Source organism: Aldersonia kunmingensis, assembly GCF_001646865.1.
Classification (GTDB): Bacteria; Actinomycetota; Actinomycetes; order Mycobacteriales; family Mycobacteriaceae; genus Aldersonia; species Aldersonia kunmingensis.
Window position 1 is genome coordinate 1 of record NZ_LRRB01000190.1, and the last position, 17,444, is coordinate 17,444.

General features: G+C 65.2%; 19 protein-coding genes. 11 read left to right on the top strand and 8 right to left on the bottom strand.

Going from position 1 to position 17,444, the window contains the following annotated elements:
• Positions 1 to 773 (top strand): crotonase/enoyl-CoA hydratase family protein (locus A8G08_RS14425; RefSeq protein WP_068275190.1); only part of this gene is annotated, 773 nt, incomplete at its 5' end.
• A gap of 28 nt (positions 774 to 801) precedes the next feature.
• Here the strand turns inward: A8G08_RS14425 and A8G08_RS14430 are convergent.
• A complete protein-coding gene (locus tag A8G08_RS14430) occupies positions 802 to 2,205 on the bottom strand; it encodes an NAD(P)-binding protein (RefSeq protein ID WP_068275193.1) in 1,404 nt (467 codons plus the stop codon).
• Positions 2,206 to 2,321: 116 nt separating this feature from the next.
• Here A8G08_RS14430 and A8G08_RS14435 point away from each other — a divergent pair, with 116 nt between their 5' ends.
• The 7 genes from A8G08_RS14435 to A8G08_RS14465 all read left to right on the top strand — a co-directional run bounded on the left by A8G08_RS14435 (position 2,322) and on the right by A8G08_RS14465 (position 8,195).
• Positions 2,322 to 2,927 (top strand): FKBP-type peptidyl-prolyl cis-trans isomerase, encoded by a 606-nt coding sequence (locus A8G08_RS14435; RefSeq protein ID WP_068275229.1) that lies wholly within the window; start codon positions 2,322 to 2,324, stop codon positions 2,925 to 2,927.
• A gap of 22 nt (positions 2,928 to 2,949) precedes the next feature.
• Entirely contained in the window at positions 2,950 to 3,810 is an 861-nt protein-coding gene (locus A8G08_RS14440; RefSeq protein WP_068275196.1) for an LLM class F420-dependent oxidoreductase, read from the top strand.
• Between the two features lie 143 nt (positions 3,811 to 3,953).
• Positions 3,954 to 4,625 (top strand): hypothetical protein, encoded by a 672-nt coding sequence (locus A8G08_RS14445; protein ID WP_157108579.1) that lies wholly within the window; start codon positions 3,954 to 3,956, stop codon positions 4,623 to 4,625.
• A 124-nt stretch (positions 4,626 to 4,749) separates the two neighbouring features.
• Positions 4,750 to 5,808 (top strand): site-specific integrase, encoded by a 1,059-nt coding sequence (locus tag A8G08_RS14450; RefSeq protein ID WP_068275201.1) that lies wholly within the window; start codon positions 4,750 to 4,752, stop codon positions 5,806 to 5,808.
• A gap of 38 nt (positions 5,809 to 5,846) precedes the next feature.
• Positions 5,847 to 6,350, top strand: coding sequence for a GyrI-like domain-containing protein (locus A8G08_RS14455; RefSeq protein ID WP_169823312.1), 504 nt, complete (start codon positions 5,847 to 5,849; stop codon positions 6,348 to 6,350).
• Between the two features lie 69 nt (positions 6,351 to 6,419).
• A complete protein-coding gene (locus tag A8G08_RS14460) occupies positions 6,420 to 6,986 on the top strand; it encodes a TetR/AcrR family transcriptional regulator (RefSeq protein ID WP_068275204.1) in 567 nt (188 codons plus the stop codon).
• A 42-nt stretch (positions 6,987 to 7,028) separates the two neighbouring features.
• Positions 7,029 to 8,195: an acyl-CoA dehydrogenase family protein gene (locus A8G08_RS14465; RefSeq protein ID WP_068275206.1), complete on the top strand. Its 1,167-nt coding sequence runs from the start codon at positions 7,029 to 7,031 to the stop codon at positions 8,193 to 8,195.
• 19 nt (positions 8,196 to 8,214) lie between these two features.
• Here the strand turns inward: A8G08_RS14465 and A8G08_RS14470 are convergent, their stop codons facing one another.
• The 3 genes from A8G08_RS14470 to A8G08_RS14480 form a co-directional block, all read right to left on the bottom strand.
• Positions 8,215 to 8,613 carry a DoxX family protein gene (locus tag A8G08_RS14470; protein ID WP_068275208.1) on the bottom strand — a complete coding sequence of 133 codons (399 nt, stop codon included), beginning with the start codon at positions 8,611 to 8,613 and terminating at the stop codon, positions 8,215 to 8,217.
• Positions 8,614 to 8,687: 74 nt separating this feature from the next.
• Positions 8,688 to 10,850, bottom strand: a complete 2,163-nt coding sequence (locus A8G08_RS14475) for a thiamine pyrophosphate-dependent enzyme (protein WP_068275211.1) — start codon at positions 10,848 to 10,850, stop codon at positions 8,688 to 8,690.
• Positions 10,851 to 10,917: 67 nt separating this feature from the next.
• Positions 10,918 to 11,412, bottom strand: a complete 495-nt coding sequence (locus tag A8G08_RS14480; protein WP_245672835.1) for a M15 family metallopeptidase — start codon at positions 11,410 to 11,412, stop codon at positions 10,918 to 10,920.
• Between the two features lie 159 nt (positions 11,413 to 11,571).
• Between A8G08_RS14480 and A8G08_RS14485 the strand changes: the two genes are divergently transcribed.
• Positions 11,572 to 12,864, top strand: coding sequence for a DUF2235 domain-containing protein (locus tag A8G08_RS14485; RefSeq protein WP_068275214.1), 1,293 nt, complete (start codon positions 11,572 to 11,574; stop codon positions 12,862 to 12,864).
• Here the strand turns inward: A8G08_RS14485 and A8G08_RS27180 are convergent.
• Together A8G08_RS27180 and A8G08_RS14495 are read right to left on the bottom strand one after the other, a co-directional pair.
• Positions 12,824 to 13,285: a hypothetical protein gene (locus tag A8G08_RS27180; RefSeq protein ID WP_157108581.1), complete on the bottom strand. Its 462-nt coding sequence runs from the start codon at positions 13,283 to 13,285 to the stop codon at positions 12,824 to 12,826. The two genes, A8G08_RS14485 and A8G08_RS27180, sit on opposite strands and share 41 nt — an antisense overlap.
• A gap of 2 nt (positions 13,286 to 13,287) precedes the next feature.
• Positions 13,288 to 14,145 (bottom strand): ParA family protein, encoded by an 858-nt coding sequence (locus A8G08_RS14495; RefSeq protein ID WP_068275216.1) that lies wholly within the window; start codon positions 14,143 to 14,145, stop codon positions 13,288 to 13,290.
• Between the two features lie 159 nt (positions 14,146 to 14,304).
• Between A8G08_RS14495 and A8G08_RS14500 the strand changes: the two genes are divergently transcribed.
• Both A8G08_RS14500 and A8G08_RS14505 read left to right on the top strand, forming a co-directional pair.
• Positions 14,305 to 14,706, top strand: a complete 402-nt coding sequence (locus tag A8G08_RS14500) for a hypothetical protein (protein WP_068275219.1) — start codon at positions 14,305 to 14,307, stop codon at positions 14,704 to 14,706.
• 35 nt (positions 14,707 to 14,741) lie between these two features.
• Complete coding sequence (locus tag A8G08_RS14505) at positions 14,742 to 15,650, top strand: alpha/beta fold hydrolase (RefSeq protein WP_342669662.1); 909 nt, start codon at positions 14,742 to 14,744, stop codon at positions 15,648 to 15,650.
• A gap of 7 nt (positions 15,651 to 15,657) precedes the next feature.
• Here A8G08_RS14505 and rox read toward each other — a convergent pair whose 3' ends face one another.
• Together rox and A8G08_RS14515 are read right to left on the bottom strand one after the other, a co-directional pair.
• A complete protein-coding gene (rox, locus tag A8G08_RS14510) occupies positions 15,658 to 17,088 on the bottom strand; it encodes a rifampin monooxygenase (RefSeq protein ID WP_068275222.1) in 1,431 nt (476 codons plus the stop codon).
• Between the two features lie 119 nt (positions 17,089 to 17,207).
• On the bottom strand, positions 17,208 to 17,444 hold a 237-nt coding region (locus A8G08_RS14515), incomplete at its 5' end, for a universal stress protein (RefSeq protein WP_169823313.1).

The following is a 17,444-nucleotide window of genomic DNA, read 5'->3' on the forward strand; positions in this document are numbered from 1 at the left end:
TCGATGACGCGGGGGTCGCGACGGTCACGCTGAACCGGGGCGAGAAGCACAACGCCTTGGATAGCGCCATGTTCGACGCTCTGGTGGATACCGCCGCCACACTTGCCGGCGACGCGCGGATCCGCGCGGTTGTGCTGCACGGCGCGGGCAAGAGCTTCTGCTCCGGGTTGGACATTTCGAGCCTCGCACCCGGCGACGGTGCGCTGTCGTTGTCCACCCGTGAGGAGGGGGAACTCGGCAACCGCGCGCAGCGTGTCTCGTTGGATTGGGCCCGCGTACCGGCTCCCGTCATCGCCGCACTCCATGGCAACTGTTTCGGTGGTGGACTGCAGATCGCGCTCGGCGCCGATATCCGTTACGCCGCAGCGGATGCTCGGCTCTCGATCATGGAAGTCAAGTGGGGCCTGGTGCCGGACATGGGCATCACACAGTCGCTGCCCCGACTCATCGCAGCCGATGTCGCGAAAGAACTCACCTTCACCGGCCGAATAGTCTCGGGTAGCGAAGCGCACGAACTCGGACTCGTCACCCGCGTGATGGGTGATCCGCTCGCCGCGGCACTCGAGCTTGCCCGCGAGATCGCCACTAAATCACCGGACGCGGTCCGGGCGGCCAAGCATCTTTACGACTCGACGTGGACCGGCACGAACCCTGCCGCCGCGCTACTGCTCGAAACCGAGTTGCAGGTCGGTCTGCTGGGCTCGGCGAATCAGGTCGAAGCCGTGCAGGCCGGGATGGCGAGGCGAGAGCCGCGATTCGCCGACCCGACATGACCGGCCCGGATGAGCAATACGCGTTCGGTCACTGATTCGGCAGCGCAATCGACGCGAGTTCGGCGAGCCCGCTCATCCCGGGGCCGACGTGTTCGGCCAGGCGCGCCACGGCGGCGCGGACCGCAGGCTCGTCCCTCACGGCCGGATCGATTCGGCCCAGGTTCAGCGCACACGTGTTGGCCCACGCCGCGATGTCGGTCTCGGTGCCGAACCCCCGGGTAGTGATCGTTCCCCGCAGCTGCATCTGGATCCAGTCCAGCGGGGTGTCGGACAGCCGGTTCGGCGGGCAAATCCGGTTGCGTTCGCGGTCGTCGTCACGTGTGGCTTCGACATAACCGGCGAGTGCACCGCCGAAGCACGGGAATCCCGCTCTGATGGTCTGCAGTCGGATCCGATCGGCACCCCAGATGGGAACCCGCGGCGGATATTGCAGACCGGCGGCCGCGCAGTGCACGATGAGGGAATCCGGCGGCAATGGGACGGATCCACGCTCGAGCACGATTTCCGTCCCGGTCACGCGCGTGATATGTCCGAGACGGACCACCCGTTCGATCGTGCGAAGCAAATCGCGCTCCCATTCGCCCAGCGTGGGCACCTTCGCCATCGTCGGTGTCACGCGAGGATCGATGCGGATCATCACACCGGCGGCTTCGAGGCGGAGGAAGAATTCGTCGACCGTGTCGGAGGCCGCGCCGGCCAACATGATGTCCGTGGACAGCGCGAGCGCGATCGCCGGATCTGGTTGCACCACATTCCGATTCAGCATCCACGGATCACGCGGTCGCACCCAGACGATGCGGTCGGATGCCACGCCCTGCGCGAGCAGCCACACGATGGCATCGGTGGCTGTCTTTCCGGAGCCGACGATCACGAAGGTCTGCGGTGCCGCTGCAAGATCGGCGAGGCGGTTGACGGGGACCACCGGGACACCGTCGGCGACCGCGAAGGGCGCAGTGGTCGAGGCCGGGATGGACGGGGACAGATAGGCCGCATCGACGACGCGCCGTGCGACCTCGATCTGGACGGTCTCACCCGAGACGCGCGAGGTCGCCAGGTGCATCGTGCCGTCGGACCGGTAATCGTGGGCGCCGAGGAATGTCACTTGACCCGATCCGACCAAACGGTCTCGCAGCACACTGTCGAAGTACGACTCGATAGTGGGCTGCCGAGCCCGCTTCCCGAGCCCCTTCTCGGGTCCGCTCTCCTGGATCGCGCCGTTTCCGAGCACGGTCGACGCGACGCCATAGAACACCGACGACTGGTGCAGTTGCACGAACGGATAGGCATCCAGCCAATGTCCGCCCGCGGTGTGTCGACGTTCCACGAGAGTTACGTGCACGTCGGCGTGATCGACCAGCGCGTCGGTGAACGCCATACCCATGGCGCCGGCGCCCACGACCAGATAGTCCGTCTTCAGCATTCCGGTGGCCATGGTGTGCCTGTCTCCAGGAGCAAACGACGACGATGATCGGTTGCCCATGATTCTGACACCGAATGAACTCGGCGTACTGCCGACTCGGCCCGATTCGTCTGTGTAGCGTGGCCGGGGTGAATTCGCACCGTGTCTTTGCAGTCTGCATCGCGAGCTTGGCCGCAACCCTGGTTGCTTGCGGCTCCGACTCGGATACGTCCACCGCGGACCCGACCTCCACGTCGGCGAGCGCCGAGACGACCGCAGCCGACGCGAGCAGTTGTCCGGGCACACCGCCCGCCGAGGACGTCGCACCCGAATGGACGCTGCAAGGCACGACGGGCAGCGTGGCCATTGCCGGTTCGACCGACACGACGGCTCCGTCGATCAAGGTGCAGGAGGCGCCTTTCAGCGTGACCGAAACCCAGGTGCAGACGCTGCGGGCCGGTGACGGTCCAGTCGTTGCGGACACGGCGACCGTCTCGGTCTGCTACCTCGGTGTCAACGGGCGTGACGGCGCGGTCTTCGACAGCAGTTACACGCGTGGGGGCATGCCCGTGGAGTTCCCTTTGAACGGCGTTGTGCCCGGTTTCGCGAAAGCGATCACAGGACAGACCGTGGGCTCAACGATCGGGGTGGCGATCGCACCCGCCGACGGATACCCCAACGGTCAATCTGCTGCAGGAATCCAGGCGGGTGACACGCTCGTGTTCGAGATCAAGGTCCTCGACGCCACGGGCTGACCGCAGCCGTAGGGTCGAGACCATGAACCTCGATGGTGTGGGCATCTGGAGTTCCCATCTGCGTTACGGCGATCCGGCCGAGGCCCTCGATGCGGCCGCCGAACTGGACGAGCTGGGATTCACGGGGCTCTGGATTCCCGATGTGGGCGGCCCGGTGCTCGATTCCGTGGAAAACCTGTTGGGCGCCACCAAGAATGCCGTGATTGCCACAGGCATCCTCAACATCTGGATGCACGATCCGGGGGACGTAGCAGCCGCGCACGCCACATTGAGCGCGGCGCACGGTGATCGGTTCCTGCTCGGGCTCGGCGTCAGCCACGCCCCGTTGATCGATGCGACAGAACCGGGCCGCTACGACAAGCCACTCTCCGCGATCGGGGCATTTCTAGACGGCCTCGACAATTCGGAGCGGCCGGTCGCGCCCGAAAGCCGCGTGCTCGCCGCGCTCGGGCCGAAGATGCTGAAGACCGCCGCCGAACGCAGTCGCGGTGCACACCCGTACCTGATCACGCCACAGCACACTGCCACCGCACGGGAGGCGCTCGGCGACGGCCCGCTGCTACTTCCCGAGCAGACTGCCATCCTCACCGACGATCGCGAACAGGCACGCGCGATTGGCACCGACTGGCTGCGCGGCTATCTCGCTATGCCGAACTACGCCAACAATCTGCTGCGCATCGGCTTCAGTGAAGAGGATCTGGAGTCGGTGAGCGATCGACTATTCGACGCCATCATCGCGTGGGGCGACGAGGCTGCGGTGCTCGATCGTGTGCGCGAGCATCAGAGCGCCGGTGCCGACCACGTGTGTGTGCAGATGTTGGCCGCAGACGCGCGCGAGTTCCCACGCGAGGAATGGCGACGGCTCGCCGCCGCGCTGCGATGATCCGCCGCGGGTACCCAGGCCGGTGACACGCTCGTTTTCGAGATCAAGGTCCTCGACGCCACCGGCTGACCGCACCCCACCGCGCTGTATCCTTCGCCAAATTGCCGAACGATGGCAACGGTATGGACGGTGAGGTAACACGGATGATCGCAGGTTCTGAGCAGCTCGGCAGCCGACGAGTCGGACGCTCGAAATTCACACTTCTCGGAGTAGGTGTGCTGGCCACCGGGCTGGTGCTGGGAAGTGCGGGCGTTGCCGCTGCCGCGCCTGTTTCGGGTGCCAACTCTGCAGTGGACACCGAATGGGAAGCCTCGTGGGCGGCCTATCAGTTCGAGGCAAGCCAGGCCGCTTCGCTGCTGGTTACCAAGAACGTCGATCTGCCGATCACCATCAACGCCCCGATCGATCGGGTATTCACGGCGTACTCGAACTTCAACAACAGCTTCGGACGGCACCCGTTCCTGAAGGGCGTGCTCGACCGCCGCAAATACACCGAGGGCGGCGCCGAGGTGTGGGAGTTCATCGCACTCGAGGACATCCCCCTCGGCCCGATTTCGATCCCGGGACGCACCGTCGGAAAGCAGCGGATGTACGCCGCCGAGCACTGGTACAGCACCGAGACCTGGGATCTGCCCGGCGTAATCACTCGCCAGAAGATCACGTTCGCCAAGGACGGCGACTCGACCGTGGTCACCGAGCACCTGTCGTTCTCTGCACCGGCGGTGCTGATCGACTACACGGTGCAGAACGGCGTGGATGCGCACATCGTGAACCAGAAAGCGGTGAAGCGCGATATCGAGAACGGCATGCTCTAAGAACTGGTCGCCGACCCGGCAGCGCGCACGGCGCTGCCGGGTCGCGCCGATCGGCGAATCCACTCCTGCGCCATGAGGTTCGATTACTCATCGTGTCGGCGGTTAGTGATTTAGTAGCGGTGTGATGCCGCAGACCGACTCCGACGACCCCGATGCCTCCCGGCCGGAATGGTTCGCGGCGTTCATCTCCGACTGCGGGACTCGTAAACCGTCGCCGCATACGCTCAAGGCGTACCGGCAAGACTTCGACGCCATCGCGCCGCTGCTCGCCGAAACTGGTTCGGCTGCCGCGGAATTGAGCACAGTGCGCCTCACGACCGACGACATGCGGCGCGCGTTCGCTGCCTACGCCAAGACTCACGAGGCCGCATCGATCCGCCGGTGCTGGTCGTCGTGGAATATGTTGTGCACCTTCCTCTTCACCGCTGAGGCGATACCAGCGAATCCCATGCCGGCAGTGGGCCGGCCGAAGGCGTCGAAGGTCCTGCCGAAGGCGTTCGACTCGACGGCGATTACGGCACTGCTCGACGCGCTTCAGCTCGACGGAAACCGGTCCCGCAGCACGGATTGGCCGGAACGCGACCGCGCACTGGTGCTCACCGCACTGCTGACCGGGATGCGCTCCGAGGAAATGGTCCGCACGAACATCGGTGATGTCCGGGTCGGCGAGGACGGTTCGGCCGTGCTGCACGTGCACGGAAAGGGCAACAAGGACCGCTTCATTCCGGTCGAGCGCGCACTGCTCACCGTGATCGAGCGCTACCTGGAAACCCGGTACGAGCGCTTCCCTCCCCCGCCGAACTCCCGCAGGCGCCGCAACGATCGATCGCTGGCGGCCTGGCCGCGCAAGGCAGCGCTTTTCGTCGGTCCCACCGGGGAGCGGATCACTCGGGGCATCCTGCAGTACCGCGTGCAGCGGATATACCGCCGCGCGGGAATCGAGGCGCATCGCCCGCGCGGCGCACTGGTGCACGCCCTGCGACACACGTACGCAACGGCGTTGGCGGACGAAAACATCAGCGTGTACACGCTGATGAAACTGCTCGGCCACGAATCGTTGGCGACGGCGCAGCGCTACGTCGCAGGAGCGGGTATCGACACCCGACCTGCGGCGGCGCGAAACCCGGTGTACCGCATGCTCGGTGGCGAATCGGACATTACGGTTGCCGCCGTTCCTGAATGATGGTTGCGAATCCAGCAAGCGACGACAAAGGAGAAGCCGTGTCACTTCCGATTGCCGACACTCCGCACGACGAGGTGCAGTACACGGAATTCGACGACGTACCGATCGCCAGCATTCGATTCAACGGCGTCACCATCGACAAGTTGGTCGAACTGTTCGACCCGGCTTTCGGTGCGCTCGGTGCCGCCATCGGCGCCGGCGCGTTCGTCCCGACGGGTCCGGCATTGGCGGTGTACCGCGGTGATCCGATGTCCAGCTTCGACCTCGAGGTGGCATTTCCTGTGGCCGAGGCACTCGCCGGTGAGACCGAAGCTGCCGGCCAGACGATTCGGCCCTCGGTGATCTCGGGTGGCCAGTGCGCGGTCCGCAGTCACGTCGGCTCGTTCGACGGACTCGGCGACGCCTGGGGAACCATCGTCACCGCAGTGCAGTCGAGCGGGAAGTCCCTCGGCGAGCAGTGGCTCGAGGTGTATGTGACTCAGCCGACGCCCGATACGGATCCGGCGACGCTGCGAACAGAGCTGATCGCACTCCTCGGCTGACGAGTCGACGCTGCTCAGCGCCTTTCTCGAGCGGCGCCGCGCGCGGCGGGCGATGACTAGGCTGGCTGCGTGGTCGTTTCTCGCGCGTCCGGTACCGCCCGCCTCTCGGTCGACGACTGGGTTCAGGCTGGGTACGAGATCCTCGCCGAAGAGGGCGTAGCGAAGCTCAAGATAGACAACTTGTGTCACCGGCTCGGCGCCACCAAGGGCAGCTTCTACTGGCATTTCACCGATATCGCGACCTATCGCGACGTGCTGGTCGAAACGTGGGGCCAGCTGCGGGAGGTCGAGCACCACCGGGTCGAGCATCTCGACGACGTCGAACCCCGCGAACGCCTGCTCATGATGATGGAATCACTCGTCAGCCCGCGGTATTGGGCGCTCGAGCGCGCGATGCGCGAATGGGCGCGCACCGATACGGCTGCCGCGGAGGGCGTCCGCGCCGCGGACCGGCGCATGACCGCAGCCGTTTGTCGCGCATTCGTCGACTACGGCTTTCCTCCCGACGAGGCCATGGAGCGTGCGGGTCTGATGTATTCGACGGGTATCGGCGCGCTCCATTTGTCGAAATCCAGGCCGGCCGGATGGTCGACCGAACGACGGGACTGGTTCTTGGAGTTCATGCTCCGCCCGTGAAATGCTCGTGTTCCATACCTTTTAGTATGGTAGCGTCGGTACATGACGCTGGTTACTGGGCAAGTCGCGGGCATCACCGACGAATTCGTCGCGAAACTGGCGGAGCGAGCACCGGAGGGCGAACGCCTTCGCAGACTGCCCGCCGAAACGATGGCGGATTTCACCGCTTCGGGTCTCAGCGAGCTACTCGTCCCCGCACGCTTCGGCGGGCTGCAGGCGTCATTTCCGGAGATTCTCGACCCGGTCCGTCGCATGGCCCACGGCTGCACATCGAGCGCATGGACGCTTTCCTTCTACACCCTGCACAACTGGATCATGGCGCTGTTCGGCGAAGAAGCGCAGGCAGAAGCTTTCGCAGACAGGCCGTTCCTTGCTCCCGCGACGCTCGCGCCCACCGGCCGCGCCCTCCCCGCTCCGGACGGATACCGCGTGTCCGGCCGGTGGTCCTGGGCGACCGGGATCATGGACGCCAATTGGGTGATGGTCAGCGCGCTGTGCGGCCCCGACGACGGGTTGTTCCCGGCCCTCATGCTGCTCCCCGCCGCCGACGTCGAGGTCGTCGACGTTTGGCAGACCGACGGGATGCGCGCCACCGGGTCGAACGACATCGTCGTCAATGACGTGTTCGTTCCCGCCCACCGCGCACTTCCCGCGCTCGACATCTACAAGGGCGACTCCCCCGGTGCTCGCCTGCACGACGCGCCGACCTACCGATGGCCGATGGTGCCGGCGCTCGCATTGGTTGCCGCAATGCCGGTCCTGGGAACAGCGGAGCGGGTCACCGAGCTCTACTCCGAGCGGCTCCAGGAACGCGTCATGGCCTACGAGGGCGTCAAGCAGAAGGACAAGCCCGCGGCCCGCGCCCGCCTCGGGGATGCTCGGGTGCGGCTCGAGGCATTGCGCGCCCTGATCGACCGCACCGCCAAGCGGATCGAGGCGACAGTCCAGGCCGGTGAGCACGTTTCACGCTCAGACCGCGCCGATGCGCGGCTGGCCTCGGCTCACGTTGCCGCCGAGTCGCGCGCGATCATCGGTAACCTGCTCGAGGCGTCCGGGGGCAGCGTCCACTTTCTGGACAATCCGCTGCAGCGCATGAAACGCGACGTCGACGTCGTGACCGGTCACATCGTGTTCGAGCACGACACGTGTCTCGAACTGTCCGGCGCACTGGCCATCGGAATGAAGGTGCCGCCGACCTCGATGATCTGACCGGCCGGGTACCGGTCGATCAGTCCGCGGGGGTCGCGACCAGTGCGACCAGCCCGCCGATCATCGCGGTGTTCTTCATGAACTGCATCAGCTGCATGGTGCGGGCCGCAGGGTCCTCGAGCTGCCAGAACGGATGCCCCGCCACCGTGGTGGGGACCAGCGATCCGATGAGCGCTGCGGCGGACAGGCGCGGCAGCACCCCCATCGTCAGCAGAGCCCCACTGCCGACCTGCACCGCACCGTTTATCCTGACCAATGTCTCGTCGTCCACGGGAAGCGGAGCGATCTCACGCGCCTTGGCCAATGCGGGCGCAGCCATCTTGACCCGGGGACGCGGCTTTTGGATGGTCTCGTAGCCGAAGTAGGCGTAACTGACCCCGGTGAGCGCCCGGGCAGCCATGCGCAGAAGGTGACTCATCTGCTTGTCCTCTCGATGATCGGATGGCACGGACAATCCACATGTACCCGCGCGGAGGCAGTCCAGGGCTGGATTCAGGCGTTCGCCATCAACCGGTTGACCGCCGCGTCGATCTCCGCCTCGGACAACAACACCTCGCCGGCCGCAGCGCCGAGCGGAACGAAGCTGTCCGCACTGGACACCCGCCCGATTCGACCGCGGAAACCGCCTTCCACGAGCAGCGTCACGATTCCCTCACCGACACCACCGCCATGCCGGGTTTCGTCGACGACGAGGACCCGCCCGGTCGCCTCGGCTTCGCGCATGATGTCCGCGTGCGGCATCGGGGCAAGCCACCGGATGTCCAGGACACGCGCATTGATTCCGCGCTCGGCCAAGCGGTGTGCGGCGCGCAGGCTCATCCGGACACCATTGCCGAACGTGACGATGGTGAAGTCGTCACCATCGCCGTAACTGCGACCCCGGCCGATCGGTGCGTGTTCCGGGTCGGCCGGGTACCCGGCGAGCCAGCCGCCGTCGCCGTCCTCGTGCAGGTCGTGCGTGTGATAGAGCGCGATCGGTTCGAGGTACACGCACACCACGCCCGACCGCCGGGCCGCAGCGACACAGGTCCGCAGCATCGCCGCCGCGTCGTCGGGCCGCGCGGGTGACGCAATCACGATGCCCGGAATATCGCGCAGAGCGGCCACCGCATTGTCGTTGTGGAAGTGGCCCCCGAAACCCTTCTGGTAGCCGTAGGCGGCGACGCGGACGACCATCGGGTTTCGGTACTGCCGCATCGAAAAGAATTGCAACGTAGCGGCTTCACCGCGGAGCTGGTCCGCCGCGTTGTGCAGGTAGGCCAGATACTGAATCTCCGGGATGGGTAGCAGGCCCGACAAGCCCGCGCCGAGCGCGAGGCCAAGAATCGCCTGCTCATCGAGCAGCGTGTCGAATACCCGGTTCGCGCCGAATTGCTTGCGCAGGCCTCGCGTAACGCCGTACACGCCGCCCTTACGGGCGACGTCCTCACCGAACACCAACGACTCGGGGAATTCACGGAGTGTCTCGTCGAGCGCGCGATTGATCGCCTGGGCCAGCGTGTGTGCGTCATTTGCCGAGCCTGCGGGTGCGCGAGAGGGTGTCGGCAAGGTCGCGGTCGCCTCGCGGTTGGTATGCGTCAGCGGTGCCATCACCGCAGCCCTGCGGTCGAGTTCCTGCGCACCGGCGAGTCGCTCTGCGATCTGCCGAACCTCGCCACGTTTGCCTTCGTAACGGTCGAGGATCTCTTCGCGCGTGTAGTGGCCGCGAGTGATGAGTAGTCGTGCCGTGCCAATCAGCGGATCACTGTCGTACTCGGACGAGATCTCCTGCGGCGAGCGGTAACCCGGCTCATAGTCGGATCCGGCGTGTCCCATCAATCGGACCGTCCGCAGGTGAAAAAATGCCGGCTTGCGCTGCGCACGGACCCATTCCGCGGCGGCATGCGCAGACGCATACGTGCTCTCGATATCCACGCCGTCGGCCGTGAAGTACTCGAGCCCATCCCGGTGGCCGAACGAGGATGCGATCCAATCCAGCGGTGTTCGGACGCTGATTCCGATCCCGTTGTCCTCGCAGACAAACAGCAGCGGCAGCGAAATGCCCTGATACGCAGTATGAATTGCCGTATTTATCGCGCCGATCGCGGTGGAGTGATTCGCCGAGGCATCTCCGAAGCTGCATACGGTGACGGCATCGTTCGGCCATGGCGACGGCACACCGACTCGCGCGGCACGGCCGAGCGAGAACGCAACACCAACCGCGCGGGGCAGGTGCGATGCGACGGTGGACGTCTGCGGAATGACCGCGAGGTCGGCGCGACCCCACACTTTGTGCCGTCCGCCGGCGATCGGTTCCTCGGTGGCAGCCAGCATGCCGAGCAGGACATCTCGCACGGGGTCGCTCCCACCGACCTGGCGAGCGCGTTGGAGAAAGAAGGCACCCGACCGGTAGTGCAGCAGGGCGGGGTCGGTCGGGCGAAGGGCGGCGGCGACTGCCGCATTGCTCTCGTGTCCGGCGGAACCGATCGTGTAGTAGCCGCGGTCCTTCGCCCGGAGTTCACGAGCGATGAGATCCAGATGCCGGCTGCCGAGTTGCGAATCGAACAGTTCGACAAGCACTTCGGTCGCCAATTCCCCACGGCTCGAAGTGGTTTCGGACGACGCGGACAGGGCGGAGACCGATGCGATGAAATGCTCGTCGACGGGTTCCCTCACGCGTCTCCTCGGGTCTACTTCGCCCGAACTTACTCCGAAGCTTCGACGGGCGAGCCGTACCGAGCAACTACCAACGCATTATCGCGGCGATTGCCGGCGACTGGTCGGCTCCTCGTGCGTCCGGCGACGGCTTGCCGCGCACACTCGCATCGGCCCACATCGGCGGGCACGGAGTGCCCGGCGGGGTGGTGACCTCGAAGTGCCACCACTCGTTGGCGAAAGTGCGGCACAAGCCCCAGCGCGAGCCGTTCGCCTCCAGCCAAGCCGCGCCCGCTTGCGGGCCGACATCGATGGCGTGCCCACCGACATGCGTCGATTCGGCAGGCGGCAGCACCCAGCGCCGCGCGGCATCCGGGCTGCCGTGCGTGGCGATGCCGTCGCGCCACATGCCCTCCTGCTCGGCCACCGAGCGGGCGCCGGACGTGATCCACAGCGGGATGCCCTGTGCGCCGGCTGCGGCCGCGGCCTGGTCGTATGCGCGACTCAGAGTGGGATCGAGCCCGTCGGGGCCCGATGCGGCATGTGCCAGTGACCAGCCAGGAAGCACGAGGAACGACACGATTGCCCCGGTCACGACGGTGCTGCGCAGCGACGGCGCAGTGACGTGGATCTGCACGTACGTAGTAAAGCGGGCATTTCCGCGTAGTGCACTACGCGTGCCCAGATTGTCCCTGGTTGACACCGTTGTTTCATCGGACAAACGCGGCTGAGGAGCAATTCGATGAAGCGTCTGGTGGTTTGCTACGACGGCACTTGGAAGAGCGCTGAGGACGACAGGATCTCAAACGTCGAGAAGATCGCGCGAGCAATCAAGCCACGCGATGCCGGGGGTGTCAGCCAGATCGTTCACTACGTCACGGGTGTGGGTACCGGCGAAACATTGACGGATCGGGTGACCGGCGGTGCCATGGGCACCGGCCTCGAGGATGGCCTCATCAGCGGGTACAGGTTCCTGGCGCTGAACTACGAGCCGGGTGACCAGGTTTATCTCTTCGGCTTCAGTCGCGGAGCCTATTCCGCCCGCAGCCTCGCCGGGATGATCGCCTTCAACGGTCTGCTCACGATGGACGGCATGCTGTCCCGCACGAACTACTTGCGCAAGGCCTTGAAGGTGTACAAGAACCGGCCATGTTACCCAGCTGATGCGGTGGACCACGACACTGAAGAATTTCGCCAGATGACTTATTTCGGCCAAGCTCGCCCAAAGATCACGTTCCTTGGGGTGTTCGATACGGTCGGCTCTCTCGGAGTTCCGGGCAAGGGCGGCAAGGGTTACGAATTCCACAATGTGAAGCTTTCTCCGCAAGTGCTGCGGGCACGTCAGGCTTTGGCGATCGATGAGCCGCGGCTCAAGTTCACACCGTTGGTATGGGACGCGGAAGGCGCGAATGACGTCAAGCAGGTTTGGTTCGACGGCGACCACACCGATATCGGTGGAGGGCACGACGACGAGATGCTTTCCGACGAAACCCTGCGATGGATGGTGGAGGAATCCCGTTCCAAGGAGATCGACGGCGGTGGGCTCGATTATCTATTCCGTACTGCCGCAGTGCCGGACGACTCCCGGTCGCGTCCGTTCAACCCACTGAACGGCTTCTATCGAGCCGACAATCTCTTCACCCGTGCAACCCGATGGATGCGCAAGTCGACTACGCCGGTCCGTACGGACGGCCAGCGCCGAATCCTCGCCAAATCCGCAGACGACGCGACGAACAACCGAATCTTCATCTCCAAGTTGGCATACGAAAATTGGTTGGAAGACAACGATGACCGGAAGAAGCGCGCCCCGAACATCGGGGCCTGGCGGGACGCCGGTGCACACATGGAACGGATTCCAGATTCGATCGAGTTCGACATCAAGTCGCACGTTGAATCGATGGGCGCGGGAACTGGGCGAAACGTTTCGACTGTTGTTCGCGGAGTGAAGGCTTCGGGTCCCCGAACACCCATGGGGCACGGAGCACACGACCCAATTAACCGCGAAACGCCTCGCCCTTCGTCGCGCGAGCAATAACTCGCTCAACGATGCGCTCGCGCAGCCTCTCCGCGCTGCGCCAGCGCATCGCCCGCTTGTCGTAGTCCATCGCGCACTCGGCAACGATGTCCTTGAGCTGCTCGGTATCGAGTATGGCGAGCGCGGCGCGCAGACCCTCCTCACCAACGTCGAGATGCACCGCGAACGGATCGATCACGCCGGGTCCGCGCTTGGGTCGCCGTGCCTCAGGGACCTCATCCTTCGGTCCCGCCAGTGCCACCTCGAGGTCACGTGCGAAACGTGGGTTGTGCAGTGCCTCCCCGGCGAGCACGTGAATGAGGCTCGCGATGGAGGTAGCAAGAACCGGATGGTCGGCGTGGAGCTTGCGCAGCGCTGCGGCAGCGGCCTCCATGTCCACCTGTGCGGCCGCACGGCGGGTATCGGACAACAACTCGTCCATTGTCACAACAGCACCCTCGAGGTGAGCAGAATGTCTTCGGTCAGATTGCGCAGCTCTTCGAACTGCTCTCCGGCACCGTACTTCCCGCGCAGCGTGCGGTGGTCGACGCATTCGGCGGCCGCGGCGATCTGATTGGCCTCGGGAACCCAGGCAGGGATGACGTTCGCAATGCGCTCGTCGCGCTGGAGTTGCTCGATCACCGCGCGGTGCAGGCTCGATGCGGCTCGGTACTTCGTGATAACCAGACCGAGCTCCTTGATCCCGTGTCCGGTGCGGTGGGCGAACGATGCCACTCGCGACTGCAGTTGCGGGATGCCGTAGGTGGAGAGGATGTCGGGAATGGTCGGAACGATGTAGCCCTGCGCGAGTCGAAGACCGTTGAGGGTGAGCATGCCCAGATTGGGCGGACAGTCGATGAGCACGTAGTCATAGCGAGGCAACACCGGCGAAACCACGTTCAGGAGTAGCTCCACCGGCCACGTCGCATACGGATCCCGATATTGCCGATATGTCAGTCCTTCCTGAATCTCGATCAAATCGAGCGAGGACGCCAGCAGATCGACGCCGCGCACGGCGTTCACCGGGGAGGCGTCGATCTGAATAGCCTTGTCGATGTCGAAGTACTGCCCGCGCGGGTCGACCGCCTCGAGAAATAACGCACCGAGGGTCAAACCCACATCGTTGAGCTGCTGCCAACGATGTTCACCGATCATCATCGTGGTCAGGTTGGTCTGGGGGTCCAGGTCGATGAGCAGCACACGCTGGCCGAACTCCGCGGCCAGAAACTCCCCGACCGCGGCCGTGGTCGTCGTCTTTCCAACGCCGCCCTTGAGGTTGATCGTGGCAATCGCCCGAGTCATCGCCTGTCCTTGATTTGCACCTGTCCCCCTGCCCGGCCGATCAGTTGGATCACAGTAGCGAGCGCGCCGCTTCTGTCCAGCCCACCGCGCGTGTGTGTTTCGGCACCGGTGCGCCGGGTAGCCGATCGGAGAGACAATATTTTCGGGAGGCGCGACCCGATGACGGACAAGTGGCAGGCAGCACACGACGCCGAGAGCAGGCGTGATGTCGAAAAGAACTGGCGCGACCCGAATGCAGTTCGTGCAGCGACCCGGTTCACCATCACGGTGGTCGTTGTCGCACTCGCGGTGATGGGCGCTGCGATCCTCTGGTCGGTTGCGTCCGGACAGGAAGAATGCGCCGATGCTTCGTTCGCGGTCTGTCAGTCCCCGCAGCGCTACATCCTTGCCATGGCACCGACCGCGATCTTCCTCGCTGGTGGGGTTTTCGCGTTCGTGCGCGCATACCGGGTATGGCGCGCCGGCGGTGCCTGGCCGATCTGGCAGGGCGCCGGTTGGATCCTGTTCGTGCTGTCCACGCTCTACCTGGGGCTTTCCTCGCCAGCGCTGATAATCGACTGACGACGTGGCGAAAATGCTGTGGCAGGATCGTCGCCGTGGATGAACAGTCGGTCGTCACCGCGTATGCCGAATCCGAATTCATGCTGCTTCCCGAGAATGCGCGTGAGGTCGGATTGGCGTGGCAACCTCCCGTTGTGGAACGGCTCGAACTCGGCGAGGTCAGCGCGCTGCGCTGGGGAACAGGGCCGATCGATCTGGTCCTGTTCCACGGTGGCGGCCAGAACGCGCACACGTGGGACACGGTCCTGCTCGCACTGCTCGCCGAGCGGTCGATTTCCGCGCTGGCCGTGGACCTTCCCGGACATGGGCATTCCGCTTGGCGAGACGATCGGGACTACTCCCCCCAGACCAACGCGGCCACCCTCGCGCCTGTCCTCCAGGAGGTGGCGCCGGAACCCACCGCGGTGATCGGCATGTCGCTTGGCGGACTCACCACACTCGCGCTCGACCCGCACGGCTACACCGGAAGCAACCGGGTGCTGGTGGACGTCACCCCGGCGACCGGTCAACGTGCCGCGGAATTGACGAAGGCGCAGCGGGAGGCAACCGAGTTGATGCGCGGGCCGCACGGCTACGCGACGTTTGAGGAGATGCTCGATGCCACCGCTGCGACGAGCCCGACCCGGTCGCGCGAATCCCTGCGCCGCGGGATTCTGCACAATGCCCGCCCCACCGATGACGGGTGGGAGTGGCGCTACGACAAATTCGAGCATCCGATGGAGCTCGACTCGCTGTGGAGCGTCGCGGACAACTCGTCGGTGCCGACACTGCTTGTGCGGGGCGGCAAATCGTTCCTCACGACGGATGAGGATGTGGACGAGTTCCGCCGCCGCAGCCACGACGCCGTCGTGACCGTTGTGCCCGACGCGGGTCACTCGGTGCAGGGTGATCGCCCACTCGAACTGGCCCGACTGATCAGCGAACGAGTCTGGCCGCAGGGCTGATCGCGGCTCAGGCTGCGGATGCTCCGAACCAGGTGGGCAGGGTGGCAACCAGACCCTCCTGATCGTCACCCACCCACGCCACATGACCGTCCGGCCGCAATAGCACTGCGGGCACGTCCAATTCGTCGCTGACGTCGACGACGTGGTCGACCCGGTCTGCCCACTCGGCAACGGAGAGGCGGCCGGTCTGGTCGAGCAGCAACCCGCGGCCGCCGCGCATGAGCTCGTAGAGACGTCCGCGCTGTTTCAGCCCAACGTCCCGCAGCCGACGCCCGAGCAGTTCGTGTCCCTCGCCGAAGTCGTAGCGAATCCCGATGGCCGTCAGCTTTTCGATCAGGTAGCGGTTCACGTTGTCGAATTCGGCCAGCTCCGACAACAGCCGACGGACCGCCTGCATCCCCGGATCGAGCGACATCAGCTGCATCTGCGCACGGGTGTTGTCCAGCACAGCGGCGGCGACCGGATGTCGTTCGGTCTCATAGCTGTCGAGCAGCCCGTCCGATGCCCACCCTTCGACGGCGGCCGCGAGTTTCCAGCCGAGGTTCACCGCGTCCTGGACTCCGAGGTTGAGGCCCTGCCCACCGGTCGGCGGATGGATGTGCGCGGCGTCGCCGGCGAGGAATACCCGCCCGCTCCGGTAGTGCTCGGCCAGCCGAGTTGCGTCACCGAAACGGGACAGCCAGCGCGGCGAGTGCACGCCGAAGTCGGTGCCGCCGTAGGCGATGAGCTGCTGTTTGATCTCGTCGAGGGTCGGCGGGACGGCGCGATCCTCGGCGACATCCGCGGCAGGCACAAGTACGCGATACATTCCGTCGCCCAAAGGCATGGCACCAAAGCGCAATTGGGTCTTGCGGACTTCTGTCATCACCGCGGTCAGGGTCTCCGGTGAGGCCGTCAGTGCCATCTCGCCGATCAACGTCTCGACGCGGCTCGGCTCGCCGGGGAAATCGATGCCGACGAGCTTTCGCACGATGCTCCGGCCACCGTCGCAACCGACCAAATAGGGCGCGCTGAGACGGGACCGATCCGCCAGCTCGACGGTGGCGCCGTCCTCGTCTTGACTCAGCCCAACAACTTCGGCGCCGCGCCGTAGGTCGGTGCCGAGCTCGAGCGCGTGTTCGGCGAGCAGTCGATCGGTGATGGTCTGCGGGATGCCGAGAACGTACGAGTGTGCTGTGTCCAGATCATCCGGCCAGCTCTTGCCGAGGCCCGCGAAGAACCCGCCGACGGTGTGCTTCTTGCCATGTTCGAGGAAGCGGTCGAGCAGGCCGCGCTGGTCCATCAACTCGATGCTGCGCACGTGTAAACCTAGCGAGCGGACGACCTTCGTCGGTTCTGGGTCTTTGTCGAGCACCAGCACCTGAAGTCCGTGCAGCCGCAACTCGCTGGCAAGCATCAGGCCGGTAGGGCCGGCGCCGACAATGATCACGTCGAACATGGACCGCCTATCCTCTGGACGACGACGTACACAATCGATCGTCCATCATTCCCGACAAGCACTCCCGCGCCGCGTTCAGTGGTTGCGGATCGACTTGATCAGCTCGCCCTTCTTCATGATCAGCCCTGGTGGCGCACGATGACGATCGGGCATTCCACGCTGTGCAGCAGTGTCGTGCTCGTCGAACCGATCAACATGCCCTTGAACCCACCGCGGCCGTGCGAGCCGACGACGACCATTTGTGCGGTCTGCGACTGTTCGAGAATGTTGCGGGCGGGCCGGTCCCGGACTGTCAGCGTCCGGACCGCGACATCCGGGTAATCCTGGCGGCACCCGGCCAGCGCTGCAGAGAGCAC

What these genes read in the sequence shown, in the direction of transcription:
- A8G08_RS14430 (WP_068275193.1), bottom strand. Translation starts at nt 2,205, where the DNA reads ATGGCCACCGGAATGCTGAAGACGGACTATCTGGTCGTGGGCGCCGGC.
- A8G08_RS14440 (WP_068275196.1), top strand. Translation starts at nt 2,950, where the DNA reads ATGAACCTCGATGGTGTGGGCATCTGGAGTTCCCATCTGCGTTACGGC.
- A8G08_RS14445 (WP_157108579.1), top strand. Translation starts at nt 3,954, where the DNA reads ATGATCGCAGGTTCTGAGCAGCTCGGCAGCCGACGAGTCGGACGCTCG.
- A8G08_RS14450 (WP_068275201.1), top strand. Translation starts at nt 4,750, where the DNA reads ATGCCGCAGACCGACTCCGACGACCCCGATGCCTCCCGGCCGGAATGG.
- A8G08_RS14465 (WP_068275206.1), top strand. Translation starts at nt 7,029, where the DNA reads ATGACGCTGGTTACTGGGCAAGTCGCGGGCATCACCGACGAATTCGTC.
- A8G08_RS14470 (WP_068275208.1), bottom strand. Translation starts at nt 8,613, where the DNA reads ATGAGTCACCTTCTGCGCATGGCTGCCCGGGCGCTCACCGGGGTCAGT.
- A8G08_RS14485 (WP_068275214.1), top strand. Translation starts at nt 11,572, where the DNA reads ATGAAGCGTCTGGTGGTTTGCTACGACGGCACTTGGAAGAGCGCTGAG.
- A8G08_RS27180 (WP_157108581.1), bottom strand. Translation starts at nt 13,285, where the DNA reads ATGGACGAGTTGTTGTCCGATACCCGCCGTGCGGCCGCACAGGTGGAC.
- A8G08_RS14495 (WP_068275216.1), bottom strand. Translation starts at nt 14,145, where the DNA reads ATGACTCGGGCGATTGCCACGATCAACCTCAAGGGCGGCGTTGGAAAG.
- A8G08_RS14500 (WP_068275219.1), top strand. Translation starts at nt 14,305, where the DNA reads ATGACGGACAAGTGGCAGGCAGCACACGACGCCGAGAGCAGGCGTGAT.
- rox (WP_068275222.1), bottom strand. Translation starts at nt 17,088, where the DNA reads ATGTTCGACGTGATCATTGTCGGCGCCGGCCCTACCGGCCTGATGCTT.